This window comes from Luteimonas sp. BLCC-B24, from assembly GCF_028550595.1.
GTDB lineage: Bacteria > Pseudomonadota > Gammaproteobacteria > Xanthomonadales > Xanthomonadaceae > Luteimonas.
This window is the reverse complement of sequence record NZ_JAQQGN010000002.1, coordinates 182478-200910: the sequence shown is the minus strand read 5'-3', so window position 1 is coordinate 200910 and position 18433 is coordinate 182478. Positions and strand designations below refer to the sequence as shown.

The window sequence follows — 18433 nt, the reverse complement described above, 5'->3', positions numbered from 1 at the left end:
TGCGGCCCAAGATGCGTACGACCGCGACGACGTGTATCATCCGCGGCCATCTTTTCATCCGAATATAGGGATATAGGCCTGATGTCCAGCTATCTCTTCACCTCCGAGTCGGTCTCCGAAGGCCATCCGGACAAGATCGCCGACCAGATTTCCGACGCGGTGCTCGACGCGATCCTGCAGCAGGACAAGCGCGCACGCGTGGCCTGCGAAACGCTGGTCAAGACCGGTGTGGCCATCGTGGCGGGCGAAGTCACCACCAGCGCCTGGATCGACCTGGAAGCGCTGACCCGCAAGGTGATCCTCGACATCGGCTACAACAGCTCCGACGTCGGCTTCGACGGCGAGACCTGCGGCGTGCTGAACCTGATCGGCAAGCAGTCGCCCGACATCAACCAGGGCGTGGATCGCAAGAAGCCGGAAGAACAGGGCGCGGGCGACCAGGGCCTGATGTTCGGCTATGCGACCAACGAGACCGACAGCTACATGCCGGCCGCGATCCACCTGTCGCACCGCCTCGTCGAGCGCCAGGCGCAGATCCGCAAGAAGAAGAACTCGACCCTTTCGTGGCTGCGCCCGGACGCGAAGTCGCAGGTCACGCTGCGCTACGAGGACGGCAAGGCGACCGCGATCGACGCGGTGGTGCTGTCGACCCAGCACGACCCGGGCATCAAGCAGAAGGACCTCATCGAGGCCGTTCGCGAGGAGATCATCAAGCCCGTGCTGCCGGCCAAGTGGCTGCACAAGGGCACCAAGTTCCACATCAACCCGACCGGCAAGTTCATCATCGGCGGGCCCGTGGGCGACTGCGGCCTGACCGGCCGCAAGATCATCGTCGACACCTACGGCGGCTGGGCGCGTCACGGCGGCGGCGCGTTCTCGGGCAAGGATCCGTCCAAGGTCGACCGCTCGGCCGCCTACGCCGCGCGCTACGTCGCCAAGAACGTCGTCGCCGCGGGCCTCGCCGACCGCTGCGAGGTGCAGGTGTCGTACGCCATCGGCGTGGCCGAGCCGACGTCGATCTCGGTGACGACCTTCGGCACCGGCAAGATTCCGGACGACAAGATCGAGAAGCTGATCCGCCGGCATTTCGACCTGCGGCCGTACGGCATCATCCAGATGCTCGACCTGATCCACCCGATGTACCAGCCGACCGCGGCCTATGGCCACTTCGGCCGCAAGCCGAAGGACTTCACCTACACCGACGGCGAGGGCAAGCAGGTCACCGCGACCGCGTTCTCGTGGGAGAAGACCGACCGCGCCGACGCCTTGCGCGCCGACGCCAAGCTGCGCTGAGCGCGGGCGACATCGCCGCACTCCGGACGGGCCGCCTCTGCGGCCCGTCTTCGTTCGGGTCCCGGCGGCACCGGGAATGCACGGCATCGCGTGGCGCCGCGCCGGTCTGCACGCGCCGTGCATCGCGCCGTCGCCATGCTGCGCAGGCGATGCGGGACCGATCCGCATCCCTGCCCGGAGCCTGTCCACGATGTCGCCCAGCTACGACGAGATGCACGACGCCAGCGGCGGCGTCCGCCCGCACTACGAGGCGTTCGATGCCTGGCTCGAAACGACCTCGTTCGACGAGGTCGCGCACAAGCGCCGCCAGGCGGAGATCTCGTTCCACCGCGTGGGCATCACCTTCTCCGTCTACGGTGAGGAATCGGGCAACGAGCGCCTGATTCCCTTCGACATCGTGCCGCGCATCGTGCCGTCCGCGGAATGGAAGATGCTCGAGGCGGGGCTGCGTCAGCGGGTGCATGCGCTGAACCTGTTTCTCGGCGACATCTACGGCGAACAGCGCATCCTCCGCGACCGGCGCATTCCGGCCGAACTGGTGCTCGACAACAGCGAGTACCGCAAGGAGATGCAGGGCCTGAAGGTCGCGGGCAACGTGTATTCGCACGTCTCCGGCATCGACCTGGTGCGCGCGGGCGACGGCGAGTACTACGTGCTGGAGGACAACCTGCGCGTCGCCTCCGGCGTGTCCTACATGCTGGAGAACCGGCGCATGATGGCGCGCCTGTTGCCGGAGCTGTTCGCCCGCCAGCAGATCGCGCCGGTCGACCGCTATCCCGACGCGCTGTTCGACATCCTGCGCGAATGCGCGCCCAGCGGCATCGACAATCCGGTGGTCGCGGTGCTGACGCCCGGCGCCGCGAATTCGGCCTATTTCGAGCACGCCTTCCTGGCCCAGCAGATGGGTGTGGAACTGGTGGAGGGGGCGGACCTGTTCGTGCAGAACGACATGGTCTACGCCCAGACCACGCGCGGCGCGCAGCGTGTGCACGTGATCTACCGCCGGATCAACGACGACTACCTCGATCCGACGGTGTTCCGGCCGGAATCGATGCTCGGCGTGCCCGGCCTGTTCGGCGCCTACCGCGCCGGCAACGTCACCCTGGCCAATGCCCCGGGCACGGGCGTGGGTGACGACAAGTCGGTCTATCCCTACGTGCCGGACATGATCCGCTACTACCTCAGCGAAGAGCCGATCCTGCACAACGTGCCGACCTGGCAATTGCGCAATCCCGACGACCTGCGCCACACCCTCGACCATCTGCCCGAGCTGGTGGTCAAGGAGGTCCACGGCGCGGGCGGCTACGGCATGCTGGTCGGCCCGGCGTCGACGCGGGCCGAAATCGAGGAGTTCCGCGCCCGCATCCTCGCCAATCCCGGCAACTACATCGCCCAGCCGACCCTGTCGCTGTCCACCTGCCCCACCTTCGTCGAAAGCGGCCTCGCACCGCGGCACATCGACCTGCGTCCCTACATCCTCAGCGGTCGCAGAATCCATGTCGTGCCCGGCGGCCTCACGCGCGTGGCGCTGCGCGAAGGCTCGCTGGTGGTCAACTCGTCGCAGGGCGGCGGGACCAAGGACACCTGGGTCATGGAGAACTGACGCGTGCTGTGCAGAACCGCCTACGACCTCTACTGGGTGGCGCGCCACATGGAGCGCGCCGAAAACACCGCACGCCTGCTCGACATGGCCCAGCGCATCGCGCTCTTGCCCGAGCGCCTGGACCGCGGCAAGGCCGCGGCGGCGGCGTGGCGGCGCGCGCTCGATTCGCTCGGCATCGTCGAGAGCTTCATCGCCGAAGGCCGCACCCTGGATGCGGAAGGCGTGGTGCAGCACCTGCTGCTGTCGCCGGAGAATCCGAACTCGATCTTCAACTGCATCCGCACCGCGCGCGAGAACGCCCGCGCGCAGCGCGTGGCGATCACCGGCGAGATGTACGAGGACCTCAACGCGTCCTGGCTCGAGGTCCGCCGCTTCGACGCCCAGCGCCTGCGTCACGACGGCCTCAGCACCACGCTGGAGTGGGTGAAGACACGTTCGGCCTCGTTCCGCGGGATCACCATCGGCACCCTGGGCCGCGGCGAGGGCTACCACTTCCTGCAGATGGGCACCTTCATCGAACGTGCCGACTGGTCGATCCGCCTGCTCGACATGATCGGCAGCGACGCCGAGCTGCCGGAGAGCGGCGAGGCGCGCGATGCCACCCAGTACTTCCAGTGGAGTGCGCTGCTGCAGTCGCTGTCGGCCTTCGAGACCTACCGGCGCACCTATCGCGAGTCGGTGAGTCCGGCCGGGGTGATCGCGCTGATGCTGCTCAACGGCGACAACCCCCGCTCGCTGCAGACCTGCGTCGGCGCGATCCACCAGATCCTGCAGACCCTGTCGGGCATCGAGTCGCTCGAAGTGGTGCGCCAGGCCGGTGCGCTGGCGGCGCAGTCGCGCTACGCGCGCATCGACGAGATCATCGCCGGCGGTCTCGAACCGTGGCTGCAGGACACGATGGCGCGCCTGGTCCGGCTCGGCAACGAGATCCATCGGCAGTTCATGACCACCGCGCCGTCGCGGCCTCCGGTCACCGGTCCACGCCAGACGCAATGGCAGACCAGCGGATGACGGGTGGGCGCGGCCGTGCGCAGCGTGCACAATTGGCGCCGGTTTCGTGTTCACCGGGTTGTACCGCGCCATGACTTATTGCATCGGGCTGAACCTCGACGAGGGACTCGTCCTGGCTTCCGACTCGCGTACGAATGCCGGTGTCGACCATATCCGCCGTGCGGGCAAGATGCGTGTGTTCGCCCGAGACGGCGAGCGCGTCATCGTCACCCTGTCGGCCGGCAATCTGTCGCTGACCCAGAACGTGCTCAATCTGCTCGAGCACCGCGCGATGCACGAGGCCGGCAGCCTGGGCATGCTCAATGCACGCTCGATGTTCCAGGTGGCGCAGATCGTCGGCGACGCGATGCGTGAGATCCGCGCGCGCGACGAAGCCTACCTGCGCGACAGCGGCATCGACCCGTCGGGCTCGTTCATCGTCGGTGGCCAGATCCAGGGCGAGGCGCCGCGCCTGTTCCTGGTCTACTCCGAAGGCAATTTCATCGAAAGCTCCGACGAGACGCCGTTCTTCCAGACGGGCGAGATCAAGTTCGGCAAGCCGATCCTCGACCGCGTGATCACCTCGAAGACCAGCCTGCTCGAGGCCAGCCAGTGCACGCTGGTGTCGTTCGATTCGACCATCCGCTCCAACCTCTCGGTGGGTACGCCGATCGATCTGCTGGTCTATCGCCGCAACAGCCTCAAGGTCGAGGTGCAGCGCCGCTACGAGGACGAGGACCCGTATCTCGCCGCGATCCGTGACAGCTGGAACAACAGCATGCGTCGCGCGGTTGCGGCGCTGCCCAAACCCGACTGGGCCTGAAGCCTACGTGCCGCGTCCGCGGCAGGATCCACGCGGGTGGTCGCCCGGCTGACGGCCAGACGCGGCCGCCGCGTATCGGATGCAGCCGCGGAGCATCCCGCGCACGCGGCGCCCGCGCCGTCGCATTGGACCGGACCTGCCGCCGCAGCGCGAGCCGCCGCGCCCGCGACGTCCACACCGCACGCCCAGCGTGCCGGCGCACCCGGTTCACGCCGTTCGCCGGCCCGCCCTGCGCCGCGCGGGCGCCGCGGCGGTGACGGCGCGCGCAGAGCCGTCACCGTACGCCGCGCTCAGCGCTCAGCGCGCAGCCGCCTCCGCAGGCCGGTGCTTCACATACCGCTCCAGCCACGCGTTGGTTTCGTAGAGCATGTGCAGCACCGATTCGCGTGCGCGATAGGCATGCGATTCCCGCGGCAGCATCACCAGGCGCGCGGTGCCCCCCAGGCCCTTGATCGCGGCGAACATGCGCTCGCTCTGCATCGGGAACGTGCCGGAGTTGTTGTCCTCTTCGCCGTGGATCAACAGGATCGGATCCTTGATCTGTCCGGCATAGTTGAACGGCGACATCTTCAGATACGTGTCCTGGGCCTGCCAGTAATTGCGCTCCTCGGCCTGGAAGCCGAACGGGGTCAGCGTGCGGTTGTAGGCGCCGCTGCGCGCGATGCCAGCGGCGAACAGGCGCGAATGCGCCAGCAGGTTGCCGGTCATGAACGCGCCGTAGGAGTGTCCGCCGATCGCGATACGCAGGCGGTCGGCCACGCCGCGGCGCACCACTTCGTCGATCGCGGCTTCGGCACTGGCCACCAGCTGTTCGATGTAGGTGTCGTTGGGCTCGGCCGTACCCTCGCCGATGATCGGCATCGAGACGTCGGCGAACACGGCGTAGCCCATGGCCAGGAACGCCTGCGGCCCCCAGTAGCCGACGGCGTTGAAGCGATAGGGCGAGTCGGTGACCTGGCTGGCCGCATCGGCGGATTTGAACTCGCCCGGATACGCCCACATCAGCATCGGCAGCGGGCCGTCGCGCGTCGCGTCGTAGCCGGCCGGCAGGTACAGCGTGCCGGTGAGGTCCACGCCGTCCTTCCGCTTGAAACGCACCAGCTCCTTCTGCACGTCGCGCAGCTGCGGCGTGGGATGGGCGAAGCGGGTCAGTGCGACGGGCTCGGCCGCACCGGCACCCAGATCGCGCACGTAGTAGTTCGCCGGTTCGGTCGGCGCTTCACGCGTGGTCAGCAGGCGCTTGGCGTCGGCGTCGAGCACGGCGGCCGGCGCCTCGTAGAACGGGGCCTCCGAGCGGAACAACCGCGTCGTCGTACCGTCGGCGAGATCCTGCCGGTCGAGGAACGGACGATCGCCCTCGTCCGAGGCGCCGTCGCCGATGCGGTAGATGCTGCTGCCGTCACCGGCGACGAGCAACCGTGGATTGCCGGCGGCGTCGGGCATCGTGACCGGCGTGCCGGGATCGGCGTAGCGGTCCTCGTACGAGCCCTCGCGCACCAGATGCGGAGCGGCCGAGCCGTCGGGCCGCAGGCGCCATTCGCGGATCTGGCGCGTGCGCCACCAGTATTCGCTGAGCAGGGCGAGGTCACCGGTGCCCCACTGGATGCCGGCATAGCGCATCGACAGTTCGGCCAGCGGCGTTGCCGCGGCTTGGAACGGCGCCGCCTGCATGTAGACGATGTCGCGCACCGCGGCCTCGCGCGCCGGATCGCCGCCGTCCTGCGCCTCCACCCAGACCAGCGTCGCCGGCGCGTCGCTGCGCCAGGCGACCGACCGCACGCCGGTCGGCACGGCATCGTTGCCCACCGGCAGGCCTTCGACCAGCGGCAGCCGGGCGACGGTGTGCCGCACCTGGCCGTCGATGTCGATCACGTCGATGCGCCGCGGAAAGCGCGTGTACGGCACCAGATAGGAGAACGGGCGCTCGATCTGCTGGCGCAGGAGGTAGCGGCCATCCGGCGACGGGCTGGCGCTGGTGGTCAGCGACGGTGGTCCGATCGGCGTCACCGTGCCGTCGAGGGTGATGCGCGCCAGCTGCACGGTCATGTAGTGCGCGAACACGCGCGCGTCCTGGTCGCTGCGCAGCAGGTCCTGGAAGGTGCGCAGCTGCTGCACGGTGCCGGTGGAGGCGGTTTCCTGCACGTTCGGGCCATCCGGCACGGTCAGCGACTGCGGCGCATCGCCCTGCCCGTCGGGCCGCAGCCGCACCAGCAGACTGCGACTGTCGGGCATCCACTCGAAGCCGTTGCCGATCACGGCATTGAGCGGCCGCGTGGTCAGCCGGCGGGCCTGGCGCGCGTCGACGTCGATCAGCCACAGCTCGACCCGGCCCGCAGCGGCGTCCACGTGACTGAAGGCCACGTGGCGCTGGTCCGGCGACCACAGGAACGAGGCCAGCGACAGCGGCTGCGGCAGTCCGGCGATCCGGATGTCGTCGCCACCGCCGACCGGCGCGAGCCAGAGGTCGGAGACGAACGAGAACCGGCTGGCCGCATAGGTCGCGGGATTGATGCGGATGCCGCCGAGCTTGAGTTCAGGCTGGGCGACGTCGGCGATGCCCGGCAGCGCCGGCGTCTGCAGGAACGCGGCCAGATCGCGCTTGGGTCCGAGCAGGAGCCGCGGCGCACGCGGGGCGTCGACGATGGCCTGCAGCGGCGCGGGCGGCAGCCGGTAGCCGCTGTCCGCGGTGTCCGGCGGTGCGGTCTGCGCGAGCGCCAGCCCGGGGACCAGCAATGCGCATGCGATCCAGCCCCAGCGCCTGCGCGCCGTCGTCGTATGTCGTTCCCGTGCCTGCATCGTCCCACTCCGTGACCACGGCGCGCCGCTGCGCACCCGACCCGCGACCTTAGCAGCGCGTGCCGCGACCACCGCCGTCCCAGAGGTCATGCCCGCGGCCATGCCCGGCCGGCACGCCGCGTCGCCGGCGGACCTTCTCGCCCCAGGCGGTCCGGACGCGCCCGGGCCGGCGTCGGCGGGACGGTCCCCGGTCAGCGTCCGCGCGCCGGGCTGCGATAGAATGCCCGCCTGCCCCGCCGAGGGGCGCTGCGACCGGTTCGCCCGCGGAGTCCATTCGCGGTCAGGACGGCCAGGCTCGGCGTGGTGTTCCTGCGACAACGGCGCCCGTAACGCGAATGCCCGATCGGCATTCCACTACGGAGCACAGCATGAACGCACAGATGAAGACGTTTTCCACCGACGGCGACTACAAGATCGCCGACATCGGCCTCGCCGACTGGGGCCGCAAGGAGATCGACATCGCCGAGCACGAGATGCCGGGCCTGATGTCGATCCGCAAGAAGCACGCCGCGAACCAGCCGCTCAAGGGCGTGCGCGTGACCGGCTCGCTGCACATGACGATCCAGACCGCGGTGCTGATCGAGACGCTCAAGGACATCGGCGCCGACGTGCGCTGGGCGTCCTGCAACATCTTCTCCACGCAGGACCACGCGGCCGCCGCGATCGCAGCAAGCGGCACGCCGGTCTTCGCATGGAAGGGCGAGACGCTGGAGGAATACTGGGACTGCACGCTGGACGCGCTGAGCTTCCCCGACGGCAACGGCGGCCTGATCGGCCCCGAACTCGTCGTCGACGACGGCGGCGACGTCACCCTGCTGATCCACAAGGGCTACGAGCTGGAACAGGCCGACGAGAGCTGGGTCAACAGCACCGGCGGCAGCCACGAGGAGCAGGTCATCAAGGCACTGCTCAAGCGCGTGCGCAGCGAGCGTCCGGACTTCTGGACCCGCACGGTCGCCGAGTGGAAGGGCGTCTCCGAAGAAACCACCACCGGCGTGCACCGCCTGTACCAGATCGCCGAGGCCGGCAAGCTGCTGGTGCCGGCGATCAACGTCAACGACTCGGTCACCAAGTCGAAGTTCGACAACCTCTACGGTTGCCGCGAGTCGCTGGCCGATGGCCTCAAGCGCGCGATGGACGTCATGCTGGCCGGCAAGGTCGCCGTGGTCTGCGGCTACGGCGACGTGGGCAAGGGCTCGGCGGCGTCGCTGCGCGCCTACGGCGCCCGCGTCGTGGTCACCGAGATCGACCCCATCTGCGCGCTGCAGGCGGCGATGGAAGGCTACGAGGTCACCACGATCGAAGAGACCCTGGGCCGCGGCGACATCTACGTCACCACGACCGGCAACAAGGACATCATCACCGTCGAGCACATGCAGGCGATGAAGGACCAGGCCATCGTCTGCAACATCGGCCACTTCGACAACGAGATCCAGGTCGATGCGCTCAAGGCGCTCAAGGGCGTCGAGAAGATCAACATCAAGCCGCAGGTCGACAAGTACGTCTTCGGCAACGGCAACGCGATCTTCCTGCTGGCCGACGGCCGTCTGGTGAACCTGGGCTGCGCCACCGGCCATCCGAGCTTCGTGATGTCGAACTCGTTCGCCAACCAGACCCTCGCGCAGATCGACCTGTGGGAGAAGAAGGACACGTACGAGAAGAAGGTCTACATCCTGCCCAAGCATCTCGACGAGGAAGTGGCCCGCCTGCACCTCGAGAAGATCGGCGTGAAGCTGACCAAGCTCACGAAGGACCAGGCCGATTACCTCGGCGTGCCGGTCGAAGGCCCGTTCAAGCCGGATCACTACCGCTACTGAGTGCGGCGCGTCGCCGCGCAGGAAACGGGCGCCTCACGGCGCCCGTTTTTTTTATGTGTTCAGCGCACGACGCGGGCGCGCAGCGCTTGCCACAGGCGCTGCCGCGCTTCGAACACGCGCAACCCCAGCAGGAACGCGCTCAGCCACACCAGGCCTTCGGTCGCCACCGCCGCCGCTGTGACCAGCACGAGCCGCGTACCGCGATCGACGCCCAGCGCCAGCCCCACCGCGAGCGCGATCCACGCCAGCAGGCAGACCACCCCACCGAGCGCGATCCAGCGCCACGGCCGGCGCACCCGGCTCCGGGGCGCGCTCATTCCTCACCCCGCAGCGCCGCCAGCGCGGCACGATCGAGATAGCGGCCGTCGAGCACCAGCGCGTGCGCATCGCGGGCCCGCGCCAGATCGGCCAGCGGGTCGCCGTCGAGCACCAGCAGGTCCGCCTCGTAGTCGACCGCGATCCGGCCCAGCCGCTCGCCGGCGCCGAGTGCATCGGCCGCGTCGACCGTGCCGGCGCGCAGGATCCGTGCGTTCGGCACGCCCGCCTCGGCCAGCAGCGCGATCTCGCGATGCAGGCTGATGCCCGGCGCGATCCACGGGTTGCTCATGTCGGTGCCCAGGGTCATCCGCGCGGCGCCGGCGTACAGACGTGCCGCCATGCGCTGGATCTTCGGCCACACGGCCCGGGCACGCTCGAAGTCCCCGGGCTCCCAGCCCAGCGCGAAGGTGAAGAACGTCTGCCAGTTCGCCAGCAGGCGGGGATGCGCATAGCGTTCGGCATCCTGCAGGTACGCGCTGTCCGGCTGGTCCTGCACAAAGGCCGCGTGGAAGGCGACGAGGGTGGCGTCGAAGACCGGGCGATGGCGGTCGAACGCCGCGACCAGGCGATCGGCCTCGGGGCCGTCGGGATCGAAGCGCTCCCACCATTCGAAGAAGGGATAGGTGCCCGGGCGACGCGATGCGCGATAGGCCTCGGCGTCGGCGGGCGCCAGCAGATCGGGGCTGACGGGCATCAGATGCACCAGGCCATCCAGCCCCATCGCCAGCGCGTCGGTCCAGGCGACGTCTTCGAGATGCGCCACCGCGGGGCGGCCCTGTGCATGCGCCGCGTCGATGCCGGCCTGCAGCAGCTCCGGCGACAGGCCGGTGTAGAGCTTGATCCAGTCGGCACCGGCTTCGACCTGGGCGCCGACGGCGCGACGCACATCGTCGGCCGTGGCGACGGCCGTGGCCAGCCCGGGCACCTCGGCATCGTTGAGCACCGGGCCGGCATCGAAACTTTCGGGCCCGGTGAGCGCGCCCGCGGCGCGCCGCGTCTCGTAGCGCGCCGCAGCCGCGAGATCGCCGGCGGGGTTGCGGATCGTGGTGACGCCGAAGCCGACCAGGCGCGCGGCGTTGTGCTCGGCGATGGCGTCGTCGGGCAGTGCTTCCATGACGATCGCATCGCCGTCCTGGCGCACGACCAGCGGCCCGAGCGACAGATGGGCATGCATGTCGATCAGGCCGGGCATGAGATAGCGGCCCGCCAGCGGCACCACCTCGGCGTCGCGCCTGCATGCGCGGGCGCCCGGCCGGGTGATCGCGGCGATGCGGCCGTTCTCGATCCGCACGCAGCGCGGCGTGCCGCTCCGCCCGCGCTCGACATCGACCACGCGAACGCCGTCGAGCGCGAGCGCGCCCGCCGCGGCCTGCGCGGGCAGCACGGCCACGCAAGTCAGCAGACCGGCGAGGGACCATGGAATGAGAGGATGCATCGACAACTCCTGGGGTGGGTGTACCCGGTTCAGTCGTCGGGGGTGGCACATTTCTTACGCCGTCCCGGGATCGCGATGCCGGTGTAAGAAATCCGTACCCGGCGACGACTGTCGTCTCGACACATCCATCCGCCCGATCCCATGCCGCCATCCTGGTCCCAGGTCCAATCGCTCCACCCCCAGCTCTGGCGCGCGGTATGCGGCTATGAACTCAACCCCGCCCTGCGCGACGAACTGATGCAGGACGTGTTGCTGGCGGTCTGGCAGGCATTGCCGACCCTGCGCGACCACGACCGCCTGCTGCCGTTCGCGCTGCGCGTCGCGCACAACCTGGGCGCCAGCCACGTGCGCTCGGCGACCCGCAGCCCGCCCCCTGTCCCCCTGGATCTGGAGGGACACGACACCGCCGACCCGACGACGGTGGCCGACGCCGACCGCGCACGCAGCGAATGGCTGTTCGAGGCACTCGGCACCCTGCCGCTGCCACTGCGGCAGCCGCTGATGCTGCAGCTCGAAGGTTTCGACTACGGCGAGATCGCCGAGCTTCTCGGCCTCTCGATCGAAAACGTCGGTGTGCGCCTGCACCGCGCCCGGCACCAGCTCAAGACCCTGCAAGCCCGCGAGGAGACCACGCCGTGACCGATTTCGACGATCTGATGCGGAGTGCGTGGCAGGCCACGCAGCCGACCACCGACTCCGCGGCCCTGGTGCGGCGCGTACGCCGCCACCAGCGCTTGCACCGGCTGCGGCGCGCACTGGAGATCGCGGTCACCCTGGCCGCGGTGGTGATCCTGCTGCGGCCGCTGGCAGGCGCCGCGCTCACGCCTGCGTACTGGCTGGTGATGCCGTTCTTCGCCGTCTACATGCCGGTGGTCTGGTGGTTGCTGCTGCGCGCGCCGCGGCCACGTGCGGACGCCGCGGCGCTGGACGGCGCCACCTACGCGCAGGTGCGTCTGTCGCAACTGCGCGCCGGCCTGCGCGAACTGCGCATCGCACGTCTCACCGCCGCGGCGCTGCTGGCTTACGCCCTGCTCGCGCTGGCCGCCGCCACCGCGCTCGATGCCGGCCCGTGGCAATCCGCCGCCGGGCGTCTGCTGCTCTATGCGGTCGGCTGCGCGGCGCTGACCTGGGCGATCGCGCGCGCCCGTCGCCGCCGCTACCGCACCGAATACCGCGCGATGCGCCGGCTCGCCGGCCCGCGCTGAGCGCACCCGGGATCACGCGCGATCCCGGGGGTCGGAACGCACCGGGCACCCGACCAGGCGCGGTCGACCGCGCGCTAGGGCCGCCAGTTCGCGTTGCGCTCCCAGAAGTCCACACTGCGCCGGTAGGCCTCCCGGTCGAGCGGGACACCGGAGCCGCCCTCCTCCACGCCCAGCGCGTTGCGCAGCATCGTGATCGGGGCCATCGGGATCTCGTCCGGCTCGGCGGTGTAGATGCAGCCCACGACGCCCCAGTCGGCGTCGATCGGGGCGCCTTCCTTTGCCAGCTGCGCGGCGCTGTAGAGAATCACCACGAGGTATTCGGCGCGGGGCGGCTCCACGCCTTCGAACCAGCGCACCAGCACCGGCAGCTCCGCGCTGTTGCGGGCCTCGTAGCCCGAGCGCAGCAAATGCCGGTTGGCCTCGGTGATGGGCACGGTGAGACACCGCGTCGAGGTCCAGTTGCGGTGCACGTGCAGCTTGCAGAACGGCGCGTAGCCGTCGAGTACCGCATGCGGTGTCTCGCTGTTGAGATGCGCCTCGAACTGCTCGGGCGTGATGTCCTGGATGGTGTTGCCGCGCGGCGTGCGCGGAAACAGGCGCGGGCGGGCGAACGGCGTGAGGACGATGGACATCGGACGGTCGTCTGCGGGCGCGACAGCGTAGCGCGAAGCCGTTCGGTATACGCGCGCGGAGCCGGCGCCGCGCGCCGATCCCCGTGCGAGGCATGCGCCGGACGAACCGCGCCCCGTGCGCACCACCCGACGGCCATCGTCGGCGGCTGTGCTCATGCCGTCGCGGCGGTGGGGCAGCCCACGTGGTGTCGAGCATGCGGCCGCACGCCGGGACGATGGCGCGATGCCCGCGCGTGGCGCCGACGACGCGGTACCGGGCACCCCTGTCGACCCGCTCCGCGGCCGGCTCGTGCGGCCCGCGTGTCGAACAGCGGGCGGCCGGCCCGCGAGCAGCCCGACGGCGCGCCCGCAGCGCGCCCGTGCCCACGGCGCGACGAGCCGCCGGGGTCTCGAGGAGTTTCCCCCCTGAATTCTCGGGACCGGAAGCGATGGCGCAGCGCCGTCGGGCGCGTGGCGCGCTGCGCACGGCCGCCTCGCGACTGCACATCCGGCGCACTCCCGACACCCACACATCCATCGCGATCAAGCGATACAATCGGCCGCAGTCCGTCGCCGCAGGCCGCGCATGCTTCCGCTCAGCTTCGAGTTCTACCCGCCCAAGACCGAGGACCAGCGCATCCAGCTGGACCGCACGGCGAAGAAGCTCGCCGCGCACGCGCCCGAATACGTCTCCTGTACCTTCGGTGCCGGCGGTTCGACGCTCAGTCACACCCCCGAGACCGTGCGCCGCCTCAAGCAGCACCACGGCTTCGATGCGGTGCCGCACCTGTCCTGCGTGGGTGGCAGCCGGGAGGAGATCCGCGAACTGCTCAAGCTCTACCGCGCCATCGGCTGCACGCGGATCGTGGCACTGCGCGGCGATCTGCCGTCGGGCATGGGGCATCCCGGCGATCTGCGTTATGCGTCCGAGCTGGTCGCCTTCATCCGGAGCGAGTTCGGGGACCGGTTCCGCATCGAGGTGGGCTGCTATCCGGAGATCCACCCCCAGGCCGACGATGCCCGCGCGGACCTGCGCCACTTCAAGACCAAGGTCGACGCCGGCGCGGATGCGGCCATCACCCAGTATTTCTACAACGCCGACGCCTACTTCCACTTCGTCGACAGCGCGCGCCGGGCCGGGATCGACATCCCGATCATCCCCGGCATCATGCCGGTCTCGAATTTCAGCCAGCTGCGCCGGTTCTCCGACGCCTGCGGCGCCGAGATTCCGCGCTGGATGCAGCGGCAGATGACCGCCCACGGCGACGATGCGGACGCCATCCGCGAACTCGGGGCCGACATCGTGGCCGGCCTGTGCGAACGCCTGATCGCGGGCGGCGCGCCGGCGCTGCACTTCTACACGCTCAATCTCGCCCGGCCCACGCAGACCGTGCTCGCCCGTCTGGGCTGAACACGGTGCGGCGCCGGCTGGTCGGCATCCGCGTCACCGGCTAGGCTGCGGCGATGTCGCGCCTTCCGACCTGGTTCCTGCTTTCCGCACTGCTCGCCGGCGCGGCGGCAGTGCCGATGTCCGCCCAGGCGCAGGTGCGCCGCTGCGTCGGTCCCGACGGCGGTACCGTCTACACCGATCGCGCCTGCAGCGCGGTCGGCGCGTCGAATTCGCTGGCCGAGCGCCCACGCGGCCAGGCCCCCGCCTATCGCGGCGGCTGCCAGCGCCAGCTGCGCGGCCTGATCCAGGAAATGAGCCACGCCATCCACAGCGGCGACACCAACCGCCTGGTCACCCTGTACCACTGGCGCGGCATGAGCCAGCGCAGCGGGTATCAGGTGCTGGACCGTCTCGATGCGATCGCCCAGCAACCCCTGCTCGACATCACCGCGCAGCGGCCCGCGCCGCCGGTCACCGCCGCGTCGACGCTGCCGTTTGCCAGCTGGACGAGCGCGCGCGACAGCCAGACCGCCGCGCCCGAGCGTCCGCCGACCTCGCTGCGTGTCGACCAGGCCGGGCCCGGCGGCAGCGGCACGCGGCAGACGGTGTTCTCCCTGCACCGGCACCTCGGGTGCTGGTGGGTAAGCCTCTGAGCGGACGGCCCGTTCGCCACGGCTGCAGACACGCGCGCCGCAAGGCGCTGGCGGCGCGGTCGGGAGAAGCCCCGGCCGTTGCGCGAATCCGCCGCCGCGGGCCGCGACTTCGCCCGCAGACGTCGTCCGCACGGCGCTTGGCGCGCATCGCACACCGGCGCGCATCGCGGTGTCGGAGCTGCGGACGCGCCCGGCTGCCCGGCATCGCGCACCGGTCGACGCGTTGGCCGCGCGCCGGCGTCAGCCCGGCCGGAACGACAACGTCGCGACCACGCCTCGCACCGCGCCCGGCACCACGCGCACCTGCCAGCCGTACAGGGCGCAGAGCCGGCGCACGATCGACAGGCCGATGCCGCCGCCCTGCGAATGTTCGGCGTGAGTGCCGCGGTAGCCGCGCTCGAACAGGCGCGCGGCGTCCTCGGCGCTGAGCCCGGGGCCGCTGTCGGCCACTTCGACACTGCGATCGCCGAGCCGCACGACCACCTCGCCCGCCTGGGTGTACTTGATCGCATTGCCGACGAGGTTGCCCAGCGCCACGGTCACCGCGGATTCCGGGGCATCCACGACCAGCGGTCCGTCGCCCTCCAGACGCAACTCCAGCGGCTTGCCGACGAGTTGCGGCCGGTGCGCGTCGAACAGCTGTTCGACCACGCGACCGACATCGGTGGCGCCGTGCCCGCGCTCGTTGCGCGAGAGTAGCAACAGCGCGCTGATCAGATCCGTGCACTGCTGTTCGGCGCGCTGGATGCGCAGCAGGCGCGTGCGGGTCTTGTCGTCGAGATCCGGGCGCGACAGCAGCAGTTCCACCGCGCCCTTGATCACCGCCAGCGGCGTGCGCAATTCGTGGCTGACGTCGGCGTTGAACTCGCGGTCGCGCTGGACCACCTCGGTCAACCGGAACGCGTAGTCGTCGAGCGCACTCGCCAGCTGGCCGACCTCGTCATCGGGGAAATGCGGCGCCAGCGCCTCGGGCGTCGAGGAGTCGCCCGAGCTGCGCAGCCGATTGGCCAGCGCCGACACCGGACTCATCACCCGCGACGCCGACCACCAGCCGATCAGCAGCGACAGCAACGACACCAGCACCACCGAGCCGAAGATCGCACGCTGGAACTGGGTGGCGCCGCGCATGGTCTCGCTCATGTCGTAGGCGAGGAAGAACCACTCGTCGGGCGTCTTGCGCACCGCGAGCTTGTACATGAAGGGCGTGCCGTCCTCGTCGATGCCGCTGAGGTTGTGGATGCCGTCGCCGAGCTCGTACCAGTCGGGCTGGTCGCGCCGCAGCTCCTCGAAACGCTCGCGCTTCACCACACGCGCGCGGATCTGCTCCAGCGGCACGGCCGGATTGCGCAACGGATCGACGTAGTAGCGCCGCGCGTACTCGTCGATGTTGCGGTTCATCAGATCCTCGACCAGCGTGTTCTCGACGCGATCGCGTGCCTCCTGGGTGAGGAAGGCGAACAGCGTCGTGAGCCCGAGGCCGAGCAGCAGGAACGACAGGATGATGCGGCTGCGCAGCCGCCTGCGGTAGCGCCGCGCGCGCGTGCGGGCCGGGCGGCCCGGCGCGACCTCAGTTCGCCGCATCCGGCACCGCGATGCGGTAACCGATGCCGTGACGGGTCTGGATGTACGGCGTGTCGAAGGGCTTGTCGACCACGGCGCGCAGGCCGTGGATGTGCACGCGCAGCGAATCCGAATCCGGCAGTTCCTCGCCCCACACGCGGGTTTCCAGTTCCTGACGCGTGACCACGGCCGGCGACGCCTCCATCAGCGACTGCAGGATCTTCAGCGCCGTCGGGTTGAGCTGCAGCAGCTTGCCGCCGCGGCGCACTTCCAGCGTGTCGAGGTTGTATTCCAGCTCGCCGACGTCGAGCACGCGGGTGTGGTTGCCCTTGCCACGCCGCGACAGCGCGTTGAGCCGCACTTCGACTTCCTGCAGTGCGAACGGCTTGACCAGATAGTCGTCGGCACCGGAATCGAAACCGGCCAGCTTGTTGTCCAGGCTGTCGCGCGCGGTGAGCATCAGCACGGGCGTCTGCTTGCGTGCGTCGTTGCGCAGCTTGCGGCACACCTCGAGGCCGTCCATGCCCGGGAGATTGAGGTCGAGCACGATGGCATCGAAATCGTGGACCACCGCCAGGTGCAGGCCGGTCACGCCGTCGGCGGCAAAATCGACGGTGTGGCCGCGGTCTTCGAGGTAGTCCCCCAGATTGGCGGCGATGTCCTGGTTGTCTTCAATGACGAGGATGTGCATGAGGAGTCGGGTCTCTGGTGATTCGGATGCACGCCGCGGCGAGGCGACATGGTACAGCGGCGCATCCTTCCATGAACGGCGTCGCGGCCGCGCATACAAAAAGACCCGGACGTATCCGTCCGGGCCGAAGGAGGTTTGCCCCGATTGCCGTCATCCGCCGCGCCCCCGGCCGAAGCCGGGGTGGAGAGAGTGCGTGCGTCTTCCGGATGTGCAGGTTAGCGCCGCGGAGCGTTGAAATTCGGAAACAAAATGTTCAGTTTCCGTTCGAGACCGGTCGGCGCCGGCGCGGCCGGGCTACCGGCCTCACGTGGGCCGCCAGGTGCTCGACGATGCCCCCGGCGATGTCCAGTCCCGTCGCCGCTTCGATGCCCTCCAGGCCCGGCGAGGCGTTGACCTCGAGGACCAGCGGCCCGCGCGCGGAGCGGATCAGGTCGACGCCTGCGATTCCGAGTCCCACCACCTTGGCCGCGCGCACCGCCACCGCACATTCGTCCGCCGTCGCCTCGACCGCGGTCGCGATCCCGCCCCGATGCAGATTCGAACGGAAGTCGCCGGCGGGCGCCTGACGCTGCATCGCGCCGAGCACCCGGTCGCCGACGACGAAACAGCGCAGGTCGGCGCCTTGCGCCTCGGCGATGAACTCCTGCACCAGGAAGTTCGCGTACAGCCCGCGCAACGCTTCCACCACGCCGCGCGAGGCCGACGGTTTCTCGGTCAGCATCACGCCGGCACCCTGCATGCCCTCGTTGAGCTTGATCACGTGCGGCGGCGGGCCGAGCATCGCCAGCAGATCGTCGGTGTCGTCGGGGTTGTCGCCGAACACCGTGACCGGCAGCCCGATGCCCTCGGCCGCCAGCAGCTGGTGGCAACGCAGCTTGTCGCGCGCGCGCGCGAAGGCGGCCGAGGGATTGGGCGCGTAGCTGCCCATCTGCTCGAACTGGTGCAGCACCGCGTTGCCGTAGCGCGTGACCGAGGCGGCGAAGCGCGGAATCACCGCATCGTAGGCCTCGATCGGCTTGCCCTTGTAGCGCATCGCGAACCCATCGCTGCTGATGCGCATGTAGCAGCGCAGCGGATCGAGCACGCGCACCGTGTGCCCGCGCTGCCGCGCCGCCTCGACCAGCCGGCGAGTGGAATAGAGCTTGGTGTTACGGGACAGGATCGCGAGCTTCATCGACGCACCGGGTCAGGCGACACACCGCAACGAAAAAACGGCGACACCCGTGCACCGGTGTCGCCGTCCGATTC

Annotated in this window: 16 protein-coding genes and 1 riboswitch; of the genes, 9 read left to right on the top strand and 7 right to left on the bottom strand. The window is 69.8% G+C overall.

Annotation, left to right across the window (positions count from 1 at the left end; translation table 11 throughout):
• Window positions 1–81: 81 nt before the first annotated feature.
• The 4 genes from metK (at window position 82) to PQS31_RS05200 (ending at window position 4709) form a co-directional block, all read left to right on the top strand.
• Window positions 82–1293, top strand: a complete 1212-nt coding sequence (metK, locus tag PQS31_RS05215) for a methionine adenosyltransferase (protein WP_272761612.1) — start codon at window positions 82–84, stop codon at window positions 1291–1293.
• A 190-nt stretch (window positions 1294–1483) separates the two neighbouring features.
• Window positions 1484–2896, top strand: coding sequence for a circularly permuted type 2 ATP-grasp protein (locus PQS31_RS05210; protein ID WP_272761611.1), 1413 nt, complete (start codon window positions 1484–1486; stop codon window positions 2894–2896).
• A gap of 3 nt (window positions 2897–2899) precedes the next feature.
• Window positions 2900–3907 (top strand): alpha-E domain-containing protein, encoded by a 1008-nt coding sequence (locus PQS31_RS05205; protein WP_272761610.1) that lies wholly within the window; start codon window positions 2900–2902, stop codon window positions 3905–3907.
• A 70-nt stretch (window positions 3908–3977) separates the two neighbouring features.
• A complete protein-coding gene (locus PQS31_RS05200; RefSeq protein ID WP_272761609.1) occupies window positions 3978–4709 on the top strand; it encodes a peptidase in 732 nt (243 codons plus the stop codon).
• 297 nt (window positions 4710–5006) lie between these two features.
• Here the strand turns inward: PQS31_RS05200 and PQS31_RS05195 are convergent, their stop codons facing one another.
• Window positions 5007–7505: a prolyl oligopeptidase family serine peptidase gene (locus PQS31_RS05195; RefSeq protein WP_272761608.1), complete on the bottom strand. Its 2499-nt coding sequence runs from the start codon at window positions 7503–7505 to the stop codon at window positions 5007–5009.
• A 232-nt stretch (window positions 7506–7737) separates the two neighbouring features.
• Window positions 7738–7838, top strand: a riboswitch (S-adenosyl-L-homocysteine riboswitch).
• Window positions 7839–7873: 35 nt separating this feature from the next.
• Between PQS31_RS05195 and ahcY the strand changes: the two genes are divergently transcribed.
• Window positions 7874–9322: an adenosylhomocysteinase gene (gene ahcY, locus PQS31_RS05190; protein WP_272761607.1), complete on the top strand. Its 1449-nt coding sequence runs from the start codon at window positions 7874–7876 to the stop codon at window positions 9320–9322.
• A gap of 59 nt (window positions 9323–9381) precedes the next feature.
• Here the strand turns inward: ahcY and PQS31_RS05185 are convergent, their stop codons facing one another.
• Both PQS31_RS05185 and PQS31_RS05180 read right to left on the bottom strand, forming a co-directional pair.
• The gene (locus tag PQS31_RS05185) at window positions 9382–9639 is read right to left on the bottom strand and encodes a hypothetical protein (protein ID WP_272761606.1); all 258 of its coding nucleotides are present in this window, start codon (window positions 9637–9639) and stop codon (window positions 9382–9384) included.
• Window positions 9636–11075: an amidohydrolase family protein gene (locus PQS31_RS05180; protein WP_272761605.1), complete on the bottom strand. Its 1440-nt coding sequence runs from the start codon at window positions 11073–11075 to the stop codon at window positions 9636–9638. The genes PQS31_RS05185 and PQS31_RS05180 overlap by 4 nt, the downstream gene beginning before the upstream one ends.
• 141 nt (window positions 11076–11216) lie before the next feature.
• Between PQS31_RS05180 and PQS31_RS05175 the strand changes: the two genes are divergently transcribed.
• A complete protein-coding gene (locus PQS31_RS05175) occupies window positions 11217–11714 on the top strand; it encodes an RNA polymerase sigma factor (protein WP_272761604.1) in 498 nt (165 codons plus the stop codon).
• Window positions 11711–12280, top strand: coding sequence for a hypothetical protein (locus PQS31_RS05170; protein ID WP_272761603.1), 570 nt, complete (start codon window positions 11711–11713; stop codon window positions 12278–12280). Before PQS31_RS05175 ends, PQS31_RS05170 begins: the two co-directional genes overlap by 4 nt.
• 74 nt (window positions 12281–12354) lie before the next feature.
• Here the strand turns inward: PQS31_RS05170 and PQS31_RS05165 are convergent, their stop codons facing one another.
• Entirely contained in the window at window positions 12355–12912 is a 558-nt protein-coding gene (locus PQS31_RS05165) for a DUF3228 family protein (RefSeq protein ID WP_272761602.1), read from the bottom strand.
• 565 nt (window positions 12913–13477) lie between these two features.
• Here PQS31_RS05165 and metF point away from each other — a divergent pair.
• Together metF and PQS31_RS05155 are read left to right on the top strand one after the other, a co-directional pair.
• Window positions 13478–14302, top strand: coding sequence for a methylenetetrahydrofolate reductase [NAD(P)H] (metF, locus tag PQS31_RS05160; RefSeq protein ID WP_272761601.1), 825 nt, complete (start codon window positions 13478–13480; stop codon window positions 14300–14302).
• A 53-nt stretch (window positions 14303–14355) separates the two neighbouring features.
• Window positions 14356–14934 (top strand): hypothetical protein, encoded by a 579-nt coding sequence (locus PQS31_RS05155; protein WP_272761600.1) that lies wholly within the window; start codon window positions 14356–14358, stop codon window positions 14932–14934.
• Window positions 14935–15174: 240 nt separating this feature from the next.
• Here PQS31_RS05155 and PQS31_RS05150 read toward each other — a convergent pair whose 3' ends face one another.
• The 3 genes from PQS31_RS05150 to rimK all read right to left on the bottom strand — a co-directional run bounded on the left by PQS31_RS05150 (window position 15175) and on the right by rimK (window position 18359).
• The gene (locus PQS31_RS05150; protein ID WP_272761599.1) at window positions 15175–16515 is read right to left on the bottom strand and encodes a HAMP domain-containing sensor histidine kinase; all 1341 of its coding nucleotides are present in this window, start codon (window positions 16513–16515) and stop codon (window positions 15175–15177) included.
• Window positions 16502–17185: a response regulator transcription factor gene (locus PQS31_RS05145; RefSeq protein ID WP_096208369.1), complete on the bottom strand. Its 684-nt coding sequence runs from the start codon at window positions 17183–17185 to the stop codon at window positions 16502–16504. Before PQS31_RS05145 ends, PQS31_RS05150 begins: the two co-directional genes overlap by 14 nt.
• Before the next feature lie 253 nt (window positions 17186–17438).
• Complete coding sequence (rimK, locus tag PQS31_RS05140) at window positions 17439–18359, bottom strand: 30S ribosomal protein S6--L-glutamate ligase (protein WP_272761598.1); 921 nt, start codon at window positions 18357–18359, stop codon at window positions 17439–17441.
• Between the last annotated feature and the right edge of the window lie 74 nt (window positions 18360–18433).